At 42.4% G+C, this 14902-nt stretch carries 14 protein-coding genes; 5 read left to right on the top strand and 9 right to left on the bottom strand.

The window, feature by feature from the left end; translation table 11 throughout:
* Nucleotides 1-7: 7 nt before the first annotated feature.
* The 4 genes from parE to ABVF09_RS10220 form a co-directional block, all read right to left on the bottom strand.
* Nucleotides 8-1945, bottom strand: coding sequence for a DNA topoisomerase IV subunit B (gene parE, locus ABVF09_RS10235; protein ID WP_035426810.1), 1938 nt, complete (start codon nucleotides 1943-1945; stop codon nucleotides 8-10).
* An 825-nt stretch (nucleotides 1946-2770) separates the two neighbouring features.
* Entirely contained in the window at nucleotides 2771-3190 is a 420-nt protein-coding gene (locus ABVF09_RS10230; protein WP_026771311.1) for a CoA-binding protein, read from the bottom strand.
* A 16-nt stretch (nucleotides 3191-3206) separates the two neighbouring features.
* Nucleotides 3207-4730, bottom strand: coding sequence for an ABC transporter permease/substrate-binding protein (locus ABVF09_RS10225; RefSeq protein ID WP_153462617.1), 1524 nt, complete (start codon nucleotides 4728-4730; stop codon nucleotides 3207-3209).
* The gene (locus ABVF09_RS10220; RefSeq protein ID WP_026771312.1) at nucleotides 4727-5794 is read right to left on the bottom strand and encodes an ABC transporter ATP-binding protein; all 1068 of its coding nucleotides are present in this window, start codon (nucleotides 5792-5794) and stop codon (nucleotides 4727-4729) included. The genes ABVF09_RS10225 and ABVF09_RS10220 overlap by 4 nt, the downstream gene beginning before the upstream one ends.
* Before the next feature lie 279 nt (nucleotides 5795-6073).
* On the opposite strand from ABVF09_RS10220, the gene plsY reads away from it, so the two are divergent.
* The 4 genes from plsY (at nucleotide 6074) to ABVF09_RS10200 (ending at nucleotide 9053) form a co-directional block, all read left to right on the top strand.
* Nucleotides 6074-6655, top strand: coding sequence for a glycerol-3-phosphate 1-O-acyltransferase PlsY (plsY, locus tag ABVF09_RS10215; protein ID WP_026570253.1), 582 nt, complete (start codon nucleotides 6074-6076; stop codon nucleotides 6653-6655).
* Between the two features lie 179 nt (nucleotides 6656-6834).
* A complete protein-coding gene (folE2, locus tag ABVF09_RS10210; protein WP_026771313.1) occupies nucleotides 6835-7764 on the top strand; it encodes a GTP cyclohydrolase FolE2 in 930 nt (309 codons plus the stop codon).
* A gap of 9 nt (nucleotides 7765-7773) precedes the next feature.
* Nucleotides 7774-8007 carry a membrane protein insertion efficiency factor YidD gene (gene yidD / locus ABVF09_RS10205; protein ID WP_081704514.1) on the top strand — a complete coding sequence of 78 codons (234 nt, stop codon included), beginning with the start codon at nucleotides 7774-7776 and terminating at the stop codon, nucleotides 8005-8007.
* A gap of 170 nt (nucleotides 8008-8177) precedes the next feature.
* Complete coding sequence (locus ABVF09_RS10200; protein WP_026570256.1) at nucleotides 8178-9053, top strand: manganese catalase; 876 nt, start codon at nucleotides 8178-8180, stop codon at nucleotides 9051-9053.
* A 371-nt stretch (nucleotides 9054-9424) separates the two neighbouring features.
* Here ABVF09_RS10200 and ABVF09_RS10195 read toward each other — a convergent pair whose 3' ends face one another.
* Nucleotides 9425-10348 carry an alpha/beta hydrolase gene (locus ABVF09_RS10195; RefSeq protein WP_081704515.1) on the bottom strand — a complete coding sequence of 308 codons (924 nt, stop codon included), beginning with the start codon at nucleotides 10346-10348 and terminating at the stop codon, nucleotides 9425-9427.
* A 38-nt stretch (nucleotides 10349-10386) separates the two neighbouring features.
* Entirely contained in the window at nucleotides 10387-11139 is a 753-nt protein-coding gene (locus ABVF09_RS10190) for a TSUP family transporter (protein ID WP_035426719.1), read from the bottom strand.
* A 227-nt stretch (nucleotides 11140-11366) separates the two neighbouring features.
* On the opposite strand from ABVF09_RS10190, the gene ABVF09_RS10185 reads away from it, so the two are divergent.
* On the top strand, nucleotides 11367-11654 hold the full coding sequence (locus ABVF09_RS10185) for a HesB/YadR/YfhF family protein (protein WP_026570258.1): 288 nt from the start codon (nucleotides 11367-11369) through the stop codon (nucleotides 11652-11654).
* A gap of 183 nt (nucleotides 11655-11837) precedes the next feature.
* On the opposite strand, the gene ABVF09_RS10180 is transcribed toward ABVF09_RS10185, so the two are convergent.
* From ABVF09_RS10180 to ABVF09_RS10170, 3 genes are read right to left on the bottom strand one after another with little or no spacing between them, the layout of a single operon-like run.
* Nucleotides 11838-12137, bottom strand: coding sequence for a hypothetical protein (locus tag ABVF09_RS10180; RefSeq protein ID WP_026570259.1), 300 nt, complete (start codon nucleotides 12135-12137; stop codon nucleotides 11838-11840).
* 4 nt (nucleotides 12138-12141) lie between these two features.
* Nucleotides 12142-12564 (bottom strand): acyl-CoA thioesterase, encoded by a 423-nt coding sequence (locus ABVF09_RS10175; protein WP_026570260.1) that lies wholly within the window; start codon nucleotides 12562-12564, stop codon nucleotides 12142-12144.
* Nucleotides 12561-14858 carry an AAA family ATPase gene (locus ABVF09_RS10170; RefSeq protein WP_051382031.1) on the bottom strand — a complete coding sequence of 766 codons (2298 nt, stop codon included), beginning with the start codon at nucleotides 14856-14858 and terminating at the stop codon, nucleotides 12561-12563. Before ABVF09_RS10170 ends, ABVF09_RS10175 begins: the two co-directional genes overlap by 4 nt.
* Between the last annotated feature and the right edge of the window lie 44 nt (nucleotides 14859-14902).

The raw sequence follows: 14902 nt of genomic DNA, 5'->3' as shown, positions 1-14902 counted from the left end.
ACTGGTTTTACGTGTGAATATTTTCGTTTTCCAATATATTCGTTTCTTCTTCTAATCCAAATTCGACATGGGACTCGATCCATTTGCGCCGCGGTTCGACTTTGTCCCCCATCAGGGTTGTCACCCTTCGTTCCGCTCTGGTCAAGTCTTCGATCGTGACTCGGATCAACGTTCTGGTTTCTGGGTTCATCGTCGTTTCCCATAGCTGGTCGGCATTCATTTCACCGAGTCCTTTATATCTTTGCAAAATATATCCGTTTTTCAATTCTTTTGCCGCCACTTTCATTTCCTCTTCATTCCAGGCATATCGGACGGTTTCCTTTTTGCCTTTCCCCTTGGAAATCTTATAAAGCGGAGGCAGTGCAATATAAACTTTTCCTGCTTCAATCAGCGGTCGCATGTATCGATAGAAAAATGTCAGAAGGAGTACCTGAATATGAGCACCGTCTGTATCTGCATCTGTCATAATCACAATTTTATCATATTGCACATCTTCTAAATTGAAATCGCCGCCAACCCCTGCGCCAATGGTATGAATAATTGTAGAAATTTCCTCATTTTTAAAGACATCTTCAAGTTTCGCTTTCTCAGTATTGATGACTTTTCCGCGCAAAGGCAATACTGCTTGGAATTTACGGTCTCTACCCTGCTTCGCCGATCCTCCTGCAGAGTCTCCCTCAACTAAGTACAACTCATTTTTAGCAGCGTTCTTAGACTGAGCAGGCGTCAATTTCCCGCTTAACAGGGCATCTTTCCGTTTTTTCTTTTTTCCGGTTCTCGCTTCTTCCCTTGCCTTCCGGGCTGCTTCTCTCGCCTCTTTGGCACGGATGGCTTTTTTAATCAACATTCCTGCTATATCCGCGTTCTCCTCCAGGAAGTAGGAGAGCTTCTCTGAAACAACCGAATCAACGGCGGACCTGGCTTCGGCCGTCCCCAGCTTTCCTTTTGTCTGCCCTTCAAATTGCAGCTTGTCCTCCGGTATTCGTACCGAAACAATGGCGGTGAAGCCTTCTCTTATATCGTTTCCTTCAAGATTTTTGTCTTTTTCTTTTAACAGGTTGTTTTTGCGAGCATACTCGTTTACCACCCGGGTTATAGCTGTTCTTGCACCTGACTCATGTGTGCCGCCATCCTTTGTGCGTACATTGTTGACGAATGACAGCATGCTTTCGGCATATCCATCATTGAATTGGAAAGCAAAATCAATTTCTATCTCCTGCTGCTCCCCTTCAAATGACACTACCGGATGCAAAGTATCTTTTTCTTCATTCAAATAAGCCACAAATGATTCCAAGCCATCAGGATATTGATAGGATTCCTGTTCCCCGCTGCGCTTGTCGATAATATCTATTTGGAGACCTTTTAGCAGAAAGGCTGCTTCACGCAGTCGTTCTGAAAGCATTTCGAATTGATAGGTCGTCGAAGTGAACACAGTAGGGTCTGGCTTGAAATGAATGGTGGTTCCTGTTTTTCGTGTCGTCCCTTTTTTCTCCAGGGAAGTAACAGGCACACCTCCGTTTTCAAAGCGCTGGGTATAAATATTGCCGTCTCTATATATCGTCACTTCCAGCCACTCCGACAACGCATTGACCACCGAAGCTCCCACACCATGCAGTCCGCCACTTGTTTTATATCCACCCTGGCCGAATTTTCCTCCAGCGTGCAAAACAGTGAAAATGACTTCGGGCGTAGGTCTCCCGGTTTTATGCATACCGGTCGGCATCCCTCTCCCTTTATCTTCCACAGAAATACTATTGTCTTGATGTATGGTTACCCGGATTTGCTCTCCATAGCCCGCCAGCACTTCGTCGACAGAATTGTCGACGATTTCATAGACGAGATGATGAAGGCCGCGGGAATCGGTACTTCCAATGTACATTCCCGGTCTTTTTCTGACAGCCTCCAACCCCTCTAAGACTTGTATGGATTCATCCGAGTATTGCATTGATTCTTTTACCAATCGAACACCGGCTCCTTTCAACTACTCTCTTTGCATTATAATAGAACAAATGTTTGCCACTGTAAAGAATTGCTTAGAAAACGGCCCTGGTCCGATTTTCTGGATCGTCTCGCTTCCGAAGAAATTTTAAGCGCTTTTCTTATTTTAGCCTTTTTTTCCAAATTCGCAAACCGCCAAGGGGAAAATCACCCTCCATACTCTTTTATATCCTAAGGAAAAAGTAGCGACAAAGTCAATCCCTGGCGTACTGATACAGGTGAAATGTCCAACAAAGTGAAGCTCCCTGGCAGCATTAAAAAAAGATATTGTTCAACAAATATATACGGATTTGAAAGAAACTGATAACTAACTCTTTTATTGTGATGATGGATAGGTCAATATATATCCGCTGCAGCAGCACACTTCGCCCTTTCCATGGGTACGGCCTCACTCAGGGTTCTACTTGAACACGCCTCCTTGGACCGAGGAATCCCGCTGCGGAGCCTTACAGGGAGATGCAGACCCATCGTCCGGTGTCTTCGGCCTTCTCCGTGTTCCGCTACTGCTAGAAGGGGGTTCTCACCTGGATCAGGAGGGCGGGATGTTAGACATGTTGTAGTATAGCTTCACCTTTCTTCAGAAATCTATCAGAACGGAAAATGCATACCCATGGGACAGAGCAGCTTCCGAGAAATTTTTTTCCTCAGAGAGGGAACACGTTATCCTAAACAATACATGTAGGAAGACAGGAAGTCGAATTCAAATCAAGTGTCATTTTTCAACTTGTGAAGATTAAAAAATCCCCCTAAAAAAGGGGGATTTAATCAACGTTTATTTTCCAATCGTTATGGAATGGGCCACCTTGATGCACATATCCATGATAACGGTGAAATTTTTCTCTTTTAAAAATTCATATACTTTTTCATCAAAAATGCCTTGCTGTGCCCAAAAAACATCGGCATTTGTTTCAACAGCCTGCTCTGCAACACTGTATAGAAATTCAGAACGACGAAAAACATTGATTATATCGATGTCTTCCTCCACTTCGGCAAGTGTATCGTATGCTTTTTCGCCCAGTGTTTCGTCAATTTCCGGATTGACAGGGATAATCTTGTAACCAGCTTCCTGCATAGCTTTGGCAATCTGATAAGAGGTCCTTTCCGGCTTGTCGGAAAGACCGACTACTGCAATGGTTTCCGCTTCCTCCAGTATACTTCTCATTTCCTGTTTACCTGGCGCTTGGTATGCCATATTTTTTCTCCTTTCTCTAGTCGATTAATCCCTCATCCTGAAGGTAATTTCTTGCCACTTCCTCGTAACTCTTCTCCTCATAATCCACTTGGTAATTCATTTCCCTCATTTGCTCATCCGTAATCTTACCGGCGAGCTGGTTTAGAATGTCTTCGAGCTCTGGATAACGATCAAGCGTTTCCTGTCTCATCAATGGAGCGCCTTGGTATGGAGGGAACAAATTTTTATCATCTTCCAAAGCGATTAAATCCAATTCCACCATATAGCTATCTGTCGAATAGGCATCGATCAAATCTACTTGGCCATCTTCGATAGCTCCCTGACGGATGCCCGGCTCCATGGTCCTGACTTCGCCAAATTCAATTCCATACAATTCACGAATGCCTTGATAGCCATCTTCTCTATCATTGAATTCCAGCGTGAATCCAGCAGTGATTTCATCATCAATGGATTTCAGATCACTTATCGTTTGCAGATCATTCCCTTCCGCAAATTCCCGGGTAGTCGCCAGAGTGTACGTATTGTTATATGCCATCGGTTCCAAGAATGCCATGTCGTACCGTTCCAGCATCCCTTCTTTCGCCTGTTCATAGACTTCCCTGGCGTCATTGCTCTCTGCCTGTTCTTCAAGATGGGTAACAATGGCAGTACCCGTGAATTCAGGATAGATATCAATACTGCCTTCCTGCAGAGCACTGAATACAAATGCCGTTTTACCAAGCCCTTCTTCCAGTTCCACGTTCAAATCCGTCTCTTCTTCGATAAGGATTTTATACATATTGATCAAGATGGAAGGCTCCGCGTTCAATTTTCCTCCAATTACTAAATCGGTTTGTTGTTGCGTATTTGCCAAAAAGGGACCGACAATGATTAAAATTGCAGCCAAAAGCACTGCTGCCAAGGAACGGAAACCTGCCTTAACAGAAGCCCTTTCTACTATTCTTAAAATAAAATCCAGTATTACTGCTAACAATGCAGCCGGAATAGCCCCAAGTAAGATCAAATTGATCTCACCGCCCCGGTCGATTCCCAGCAATATGAGCTCTCCAAGGCCTCCTGCACCGATGAGAGCGGCAATCGTCGTTGTTCCCACTATCAATACCATCGAAGTCCGTATCCCCGCCATAATGACCGGCATGGCCAAAGGCAGCTCGACTTTCGAGAGTCGGCGAAATGTATTCATCCCCATACCGGTAGCTGCTTCTTTCAGTGCAGGGTCAACTTCTTTTATCCCGGTATATGTATTTCGTAAAATCGGTAAAAGGCCATAGGCTATCAATGCCACAATCGCCGGCTGTCTTCCTATTCCTAAAAACGGAATGAGAAATGCGAGTACTGCCAGGCTCGGGATGGTTTGCAGAACAGCAGTGATGCCGATAATCGGCTCAGCCAGCCTTTTCGATCTGGTGAGTGCAATACCGAGCGGCACCGCTACTACTACCGCAATCAACAAGGAAATAATAGAGATTTGTAAATGCTCCCAAACTTTTTCCCATAACATGGTTTGGCGTGACTGGAAAACATCCAAAAAATGATTCATTGATGAATCACCCCGTTTTCCACTTTCGTTTTGCTGTCCAAATAATGGACGATGTCTCCGTAAGACAATGTACCGATTACTCGGTTGTCCTGGACGACAGGCAATATGTCGATTTCATTCCGGAGAAATATTTCCGTTGTCTGCACCAACTGCATGTCATTGGGCAGCTCGGGATGTTCCATTTTTTGACCATCTTTGTACGTTCCTATGTACTGATTTTCTTCATCTACAATAATATAAACGCCATTAGGGTTGAAGTTTTTCCGCTCATATTGCAAACGGGAAATCATCCTGGTTTTGGATTGATCCATAATTACGTCCACAGCAGTCTGCCATGGTGATTTCTTTTCACCAATAAAATTTCTCACAAAATCAGTACGTGGCTCGAGAATCAACTTCTGCGGCTTATCAACTTGTACAATTTCGCCATTTTTCATTAAGCAAACTCGATCACCGAGAGCCATCGCTTCATCGATATCATGAGTGACGAAAACAATGGTCTTTTTGATTTCCTTTTGGAGGGAGCGGATGTCGCTTTGCAGCTGCTCTCTTGTGATAGGGTCAAGAGCGCTAAACGGTTCATCCATCAACAGGATGTCCGGGTCGGCTGCCAAAGCTCTTAAAACCCCGACACGCTGTTGTTGGCCGCCTGATAATTCATGCGGCCTTCTTTTTTTGAAGTTATCCGGATCAAGGCCGACCATTTCCATCAATTCATCTACCCTGTGCCGAATTTCTTGTTTTCCCCATTTTTTCATTTCGGGCACGATCATAATATTCTCTTCGATCGTCAAGTGTGGAAAAAGTGCTATTTCTTGAAGCACATACCCAATATTCCAACGGAGTTCATGAATATTATAGTCACTTATATTTTTGTTATGTATGCTTATCGTCCCTGTAGACGGTTCAATCAGTCGGTTGATCATCTTCATCGTTGTCGTTTTTCCACAGCCGCTTGGACCGATCAAGGTGAGTAATTCCCCTTCTTCAACAGTCAAGTTCAACTTTTCAACTGCAGTAGTGCCGTCAGGATAAATTTTGGAAACATTATCAAATTGAATCATGTTATTCTCCCTTGTTAAATTTTTGGATTATTTTCCTTTACCCTGGCAGATACAATTGAAAACAATTATAGTTTGTATCCTGCCAGCAAAAGCGCAATACATTATTCACCTCCGACAAAATTTGTTGGGAGTACTGTCCCGAAAGTAGCTTTGAAACCTTGAGACAGAGTCCCGCTAACACCCTTCTTGGAACAAAAGGTAAAGTTTCTGATGTAACTGTTTCCCCTTCATGATAAAATGAAATTACAAGCTGTGCATTGTTAAAAAGGAGTTTTGCAAATGGGTTATATTATTTTTGCAGTTATTGCATATCTTATCGGATCAATTCCTTTCGGATTAATCGTCGGAAAGCTCGGATTTAAAATCGATATCCGTGAACATGGAAGCGGCAATCTTGGAGGCACCAACTCTTTTCGGGTCCTTGGTTTCAAAGCTGGTTTGCTCGTGACGGCTTCCGATATTCTCAAAGGGACCTTGGCGGTTATTCTTCCCCAAGTTCTCAATGCTGATGTCAATGCATTGATCATTGGTATGTTTGCGGTCTTTGGCCACATGTATCCGGTGTTTGCGAAGTTTAAAGGCGGAAAAGCAGTGGCTACTTCCGGAGGTGTGATTCTCGGAGTAAACCCGCTGTTGTTCATCATCATGCTGGCAACTTTCTTTTTAAGTCTGTTCTTAACGAAATATGTATCGTTATCTTCCATGATCACCGGTATTGTCACAGTTGTGCTCACTATCATTTTCCAGGAAACCGGTTTGTTAATTGTGACTTCATTGATGACTATCTTTGTTTTTTACCGTCATCGAGCCAACATTAAGCGGATCATCAATAAAACAGAACCCAAAATCACCTGGATGTGAAAATGCAAAGGATCAGGCTCCAGCCGGGTCCTTTTCCCTTGTATTTCAACCTCTTACTTTATAATCATTACATCTTGATAAAAATTTTTAAATTAATTTGCTTACAAGCTGAAAAATTGAATAATAAATTATCATTTACTATACTTTTATTAGTTGAATGGTTGAAAGGAGCCACTGCTATGAACAATACAGAACTTAAAAATAAGAAAACATTGCCAAGCAAGGCTGAACGTCATAAATTATTCGGATCTGTCGCCCCTGGTCCGAAAACAAAGCCTGTCGATAAAGAAAAAATGGCAGATCTTCAAAATTCTAAAAAAGATTTTTTATTCGATATTGACGCTGTTGGCATCGCCAACGTTAAAAATCCGATAAACATAACAAGCCATTTAGCACCAAATAACCAAACGACCATTGGTACGTTCCGTTTTACTTCCCGTATTGACAAAGATAGCAAAGGAACGAATATGAGCCGATTTACAGAACAGCTTGACGCCTATTACCAAAATGGTTATACAATCGATATCGACACCTTAAAAAGGTTTACGAAGGATTTAGCCGTCAGATTGAAACAAAAGGATGCCCAAATGGAAGTTGGTTTTCCATGGTTTTTTGAACGAAAAGGGCCTTCCTCAGGGTTGGCCGGCTTAAATCATGCCGATGCAGCCATCAAAGTGACTTACGATCAGGACAAGGGCCATCAAATCGAGGTCACTCTGTCAGGAACCATCACGACCCTTTGCCCTTGCTCAAAAGAAATAAGCGAGTATAGCGCGCATAACCAACGTGGTACAGTGGAAATGACTGCAGTCCTTTCTCAAGATTTTGATGAGAAGGAAACAGATTGGAAGGAAGCGTTGTTGGAAGCTGCCGAAAGCAATGCAAGCGCAAGGATTCATCCTGTGCTTAAGCGTCCTGATGAAAAAATGGTGACAGAACAGGCATATGAAAACCCGCGTTTTGTGGAAGATATCGTCCGTTTGGTTGCTGCCGACTTGTACGAGCTTCCGTTTGTAGAAAAATTCAAGGTTTCTTGCCGAAATGAAGAATCAATCCATTTACATGATGCGGTAGCTTCGTTATCCTATGACAAAAATCAAGAAGCGTAGGAAACGCAGATGAGTAGATTGTTTATTCTTTTCATTAAGCTATATCAAAAAATAATTAGTCCACTGAAGCCTCCGACTTGCAGGTTTTATCCGACTTGTTCACAATATGGATTAGAATCATTGCAACGATTCGGAGTTTTAAAAGGTGGACTTTTGACCATCAAAAGGTTGTTGAAATGTCACCCTTTCCATCCGGGAGGAATTGATCCGGTTCCCGAGAAAAAAAGCGATGAACGAAGATAGTGCCCGGGATAAAAGCATCTCGACCAAAATAAAACCCGAACGGAGTTGATTTACATACTCCGTTCGGGTTTTGCTTTTTTGATTATGCATTTTTCCTGGTCACTATTCATTCCGGAATATTTCTGAATAGGTGAAGGATAATAACGTTAAACCTGAATGGAGGGATAGTGTTGTTTACTCATAGAAAAGAATTGCAATACAATGCAAAACCGACCAGCCCAGATCCCGTTTACGCCAAAAAGCTCCAGGAAATTCTCGGTGGCCAATTCGGGGAAATAACGGTGATGATGCAATATTTGTTTCAAGGTTGGAATTGTCGGGCAGAACAAAAATACAAAGATATGCTGCTCGACATAGGAACCGAGGAGATAGCACATGTTGAAATGATTGCAACCATGATTGCTCAATTGTTAGACGGTGCTCCAGCAAAAGAGCAAGAGGAGGCGGCAGCTAAAAATCCTGCTGTCGAGGCAGTACTGGGAGGTATGAATCCCCAGCATGTAATTGTTTCCGGCTTGGGAGCCACTCCGACAGACAGCGTCGGTTATCCGTGGAATTCGCGTTACACAATAGCAAGCGGCAACCTTCTTGCCGATTTCCGGGCCAACTTGAACGCAGAGTCACAGGGCCGCCTTCAGGTCGTCCGCCTTTATGAATCGACGACAGATCCTGGAGTAAGAGATATGCTTTCCTTTTTAATCGCAAGAGACACAATGCATCAAAATCAATGGATGGCCGCTATTGAAGAATTGGAAGCCAATCAAAAAGCTATTGTACCGAGCACCTTTCCGCAAGAACTTGAAAAACAAGAGGTTTCTTATGCGTTCATGAACTTCTCGGAGGGTGAACAAAGTTCGAACGGCAGATGGGCGAAAGGAGAAAGCATGGACGGCCAAGGTTCCTTTGAATATGTATCACGTCCACAAGCGATGGGACAAAACCCTCAACTGCAGCCTGCTCCAGCATATATTCATGGTACCGCACCGCCTGACACTCTCCCACCCGAAACCAGCCAGGCAAATTACTCAAGTCCATCCAAAAACTGAAGGGTTCTCTGTCAAATGGTGGTGGAGTGATATTCACATCTTTGGGTCTCGAAGGCATGCGCATGCAAGGTGCGATGGCCGATTTTCACAGCTAATGTGAAACGAATCGTTAAACGAATGAAGGAATAGAGGGCACAAATCACTTGAAATTAGATAAAAAGCGGTCTGTATGGAAATTAAATTCCATACAGACCGCTTTTTTTCATTCTACTTTTCAAAGACCTTCAGTTTTTCAGTGGCCTCCAAAAAAAACAGCCTTTTTTTATTCTCTCGTTATGAAGGTAACGAGTGATATAAAAATTCTTTTTTCCTTCCTGCTCAAATGTTCCAATTTAGGAACTATGTAAGAATACGATTCCGATTAATGCCCCCTAGTTTGACCCATACAACATTCTTTGATTTCCTTTATCTTCCCTATTTGAAGGTTGGTCTAAAATACGAGCCAATTTATCGACAACCTCCTCACTACTCCAATGTACATAGTGTCCACTGTTCACCGGCAAATACTCTACAGGGAGTTGTTTGTGGTGCTGCAATCTTTCTATACTTTTTTTGGTCAGCCTATACTGTTTCTTATCACGGTCTGCAAATGTGCCATAAATTAGATAAGTCGGCAGCTCCAGCTTCTTGACAAGCTCAGGAAGGTTCATATTATAATAACCGAATAAAAGATTCATACCCGAAGCAGTCATTTTTGGAGGATGGCGCAGTGCTTCCTGGACATAAACACTGTTATCAATTCCAACTGTATGACAAAAACGCTCGATTTCCTCTTCCTTGTTTTCCGACTCAGCGCTGTTGCCGGAAAATAACCCGGCCAATCTTGCCATGAACGAAATGCCGAAAAGATGATAACCTACATTCAATAAAGGAAACAAAAGGGCAAAGGGACCAAATTCTTGAAAAGGAATTCTCGGATAAGGCTTATGGCCCGAATCCAATAGAATAAGCTGCTTTACCCTTTCAGGATAATGAACAGACAGGGACAAAGCGATCGCTCCGCCCAAAGAGTGCGCAACAATGTCAGCACAATCTATTTTTTCTTGGTCAAGGTATTCTTTCAACCAGTCTGCCAATCTTTGGGTTGTACATTTTTTGTTAATGCCTTCACTTTGTCCATAACCGGGAAGGTCGACTAGATGGGTCTGGAAGGCTGGTCTGAGCCTCTCTGCAATATTCATTCCTTCGAGTCCGGAAAATCCAGCCGCGGGTAAAAATACAACAGGCTTTCCGTCTCCTACTTTCTTTACATGAAAAACCTTACTGTCGTTCCTATCGTTTTGGAAATGCTCCATAAATTTAATTACTCCTTTAAACCATTTTCGAAAATCAACTAAAACAACAATTTAACAGCTCCGAGTGCGGCAAAGCTTAAAGTAAGAAATTGAAATGTCTTCTGCGGAATTAACCTCAATAGATAGACACCAAGAAAAGCGCCGATGATGATCGCTGTCATCATCCATAAATTGAACAATACAGTATTCACGGTGATCAATCCTAAGGATATATAAAAGGGAACTTTAATGAGATTTACACATAGGAAGAACCAAGCCCCTGTTCCAATGAATTCATGTTTAGGCAATCCTTTCACCAATAAATAGACAGCCATCACTCCGCCTGCCGCATTCCCCATCATGGTTGTGAAGCCGCCTAGTATTCCCATAAAAACTGTAAACCAGCTGGATTCGGGTAGTAACTGATTGAACTTTTCCCCCATTTTACTGCGAAAGGCATGTAATAGAACCATGAAAAGAACAAGGATCCCAATCATTGGTTTAAGTTGACTGCTGCTTATATGATCCAAGACGAAGTAGCCGGCCACGATGCCCATTACTACCCATGGAAGTAAAGAAATCAAGTATTTCCAAACGACATTCTTGCGATAGTAAGTAACAGCAAATATATCTCCTATGATCAGCATTGGTACCAGAATACCGACAGATTGCTTGGCAGGAAAGACGAACATCATGACCGTAACCACCAATATTCCCAGACTCGGGATTCCTGCCTTAGCAAATCCAATGAAAATTGCACAAAAAATCACAATCAGCCATTGCAGAACTGACAAATCAAAAATTGGTCTCACCCTCTCCTTCTTTTGAACTTTAGCGTAACGGACAGACAAGCAAAAGCACTAGTGCGAGGCAGTAAAAAACAAAAAAATAAAATACTCCCCTTCATAATTCTTCTTTTATATAAAAAACACCTTTCCATTTCTACATATTTCTGCAAATTTCGAAAGTCGGATAGGACGTTTTAGGACAAGTAGATTCGTTAATACAATGGATAAGAGAATCGAAAGGAGTGTAGAGGATGGACTTGCAAATTTCAGAGACAGCAGCACAATGGTATGCCGAGGAATTAGACTTAGAGGAAAATGAATATGTACGTTTTTTTGTCCGCTATGGAGGGATGGGTGGTCATCAGCCTGGGTTCTCACTTGGCGTGACAAGAGAAGAGCCGGAAAATCCGACAGTTGATTCCAAGGTGAATGGCATTCACTTTTTTGTCGAAGAGGATGATTCTTGGTATTTCGACGGAGCGGACCTTGAAGTCGAAATCGAACAGGAAGCCGAGGAGCCACAATTTAATTACAAGTGATCGAGGTGGATTGGGCCGCTCCATGTCAGAAGGACAGCACAACCAACAGGGTATTAAATACTTTGGGGGGCTTCCATTTTTATGGCCATTGAGTGGTTTTATTTTCTGTTAATAAAATCATTTTTGCCTTGATAAACCAAAAACCAAACCGGCGGGGTTTGGTTTTTGGTTGAAATCGCACTTTTATATACCGAATCTGTCCAACTGACTCCATTGCTTTTCGGCAATCAATATATGTTTCTGTCTTTCACCGAATAAATCATAATGCGGATATTTATCATCATGATGTATCCATTTCGGATCAAGTCCATACTGATTTCCCCATTTAATCAATTTATCTAAATCATTGCATCCTGCTTTCGTAACAGTATCACAACCAGGGAATCTGGAGTCTAACCAATAGTGGGTAAGAAAAGCTACTTTTCCATTTTCGACCTCCATTTTCCATTGATTAAGCTCTTCCCTTTTCAGCCCAAAAGCCATTCAATCATTCTCCTTTCATGGCATCCAAATATGCTTGATGCCAATCCGGAAGAAATTTCCTTATGGAAACCGGACGGAAAGAATCCTTTTTCACCACAACATGCCTGGTGGAACCTGTGACTGCTGTGCTGCCTTCTTGATTATAAATCCGATAACCGTATGAAACCCTCAATCCATCGTATTCTTTTATCCAAGTATCAACAAACGCGTCTTGACCATAACGAATCGGTTGTTTGAATGACAAATCGGCATCTACCACCGGGGATACGACACCTAAATTCTCCATCTCATGATATTTAAATCCTAGCTCTTCGATAAATGAAGTCCTTCCAATTTCAAACCAAACGAGATAATTGGCGTGGTAGACCACTCCCATTTGATCCGTTTCCTGGTACCTTACCTTAATCGGTGTTTTTGCTATTTTCACGGTCTTTTCCCCCTAATCGTGCTCCATGCTTGGGCAAAGTCTTCTTTTGTCAAACGTTGGTCCACCTCAATGTTTTCGGGTTGTTCTTCCATAATCCGAAGGGCCTGAAACTGAACAGCTTCATCAACTAAATTGACCGCAAACCTTGCATTTCCATCCATTTCATGTTCCTGGTATTGCTCGTTCAAGTATCGGGCAGCGTCTTCCTCCAAAATATAGTGGTAATCCTGAAGGTGTGCTCGGGTAATTTTCATTAAATCCTCGGATCGATAATCCGGAAAGTGAAAATACTTTTTGAAACGGGATTCTAGCCCTGGATTGCTGGAAATAAACTGTTCCATTTCTCTGCTATATCCTGCCAGAATCACTACTAAATTTTCGTTGTGCTTAGTCATTTCGTCTACAAGGGTGTCAATTGCTTCTTTGCCAAAATCTTTTTCCCCGCGATATAAACTGTATGCCTCATCGATAAACAATACACCGCCAAGGGCCTCCCTGACTTTTTGCTTTGTTTTAATGGAAGTTTGACCGACAAATCCAGCGACCAGATCGCTTCGTGAAGCAACGACCAGATGCCCCCTTTTCAACAAGCCACATTCATTCAATATTCGGGAATAGATATTGGCGACGGTGGTTTTACCAGTGCCGGGATTCCCTGAAAAAACAGCATGTAATTGAATCGGGACGGTAGGAAGCCCCTGTAGTTTTCTTTGTTGTTGGATCCTGACGAAAGAGGATAACTTTTTCACTTCTTGTTTCACGTTTTCCAATCCTATAAGTTCATCTAGACGCTCCATAGGATTTTGATCTTCCGTTGATTCGTTTAACTCTTCCAAATCCTCCTCGTCAATTCTCATATGATCCAGCCAGTTATCTTCTGATGCATGCTGTTTATATGCCCCTTTTTGAAAAATAGCCTTTAGTACCAAGTCTCTGACTGTTCTGGCATTACCAAACGTTTCATCTACTCTGGATTTTTCTATTAAACCTTCAAATTTATGCAACGCTTTTTCTGTAAAAAAGTAATCGTTATTTAATGCTGTTTTCTCGGCGATTTGCAGTAATTCGCCGGTTTTAAAGTCAGGAAGTGTAATATGGTTTGGTTCGGGAAAACGGCTGCGCAAACCGGGATTTGCCCAAAGAAATTGTCGCATCTCCTCTGGATAACCGGCAAGGATTACGGCAAACCTGTCCGCATATTCTTTACTGGTCATACTGGATACCAACGTGTCGATAACTGCCTGTCCATAATCATTCCCGCTCTGCCCATCCCGTTTCAAGCTGTATGCCTCGTCAATAAATAATATTCCGCCTACCGCCTGTCGAACATAATTGACAGTGTTCTCTTCGCTCTGTCCGACGTAAGAACCAACAAGATGGGAACGGTTCACCTCGGTTACCTGGTTTGTTTCCAGCAGTCCAAGTTCATGATAGATAGCGGCCAGCAGTCTGGCGATCGTTGTTTTACCCGTTCCGGGATTTCCGCTGATGATCATATGGAGTCCGGGTTCATCCACCATATGGAATCCAAGCTCTTTTCGTTCTTTTTGGTACTTTAAATAATGATAAAATTGATGAATATATTGTTTGATTTCCTTCATTCCAGTCAGTTCATCCAGCAATTTCAAGGGATTCTCTTGTTTATCTCTTTTAAACGCTTCAGGAAAAAGCGATGACAGTTCCGATCTTCGTTCTACAATGTCTTTTACTTGCTGGTTCAATTGTTGAACCGGGAGTCCAGTTTTTTTATTTTCAATTGCATTTCCTGTATCTTTCAGCATTTCCGATAATTGATTTAAACGCTCGATGATTTGCGAACTTATTTGCGGAAGGGGTTTGTCGTCGTTTTCTCCCTTAGTCAAATGGGTTGTTTCCAAAAATCCCTCTATCTCATGTGCCAGTTCACGTATTTTTTTCAATTTAGCAGGATCGAAGTCAGTTTCCCTGATAGCCCAGTCCGCCAAGGGAAGTTTTTCTAAATCGGAATAAAAATTCAAATACGTTTTGATATTTTTCAAATCCTGAAAGGCTTCCGGCTTCTCAGTAAATTCATCGGTTTCTTTCAGAAGAAAATCGACAATGTGGTCATCTTCCTGGTTCCGTTTTAAACGGTGAAAGACAACGATCATATAAACAACTGCTTTATAAAAATCCGGTATATCAATGACTCCTTGTTGCCAATCATTGATAAGTCGAAGTGCCTCTAATTCACTCAATGGAGGATTTTGGCTGATAGTCGTCCATTGCTCAAGTTGGCCGGAAATTGATGTGAAATCTCTGTCAGTACGTGCCACTTTGTATCCGCTCCCTTCTATCCAAGCCTTATTTTAACACAGCG

It is taken from the genome of Sediminibacillus sp. JSM 1682029 (assembly GCF_041366435.1).
Lineage (GTDB): Bacteria > Bacillota > Bacilli > Bacillales > Amphibacillaceae > Sediminibacillus > Sediminibacillus terrae.
Note: the sequence above shows the minus strand (reverse complement) of the source record. Positions and strands in the feature narration are given on the sequence as shown.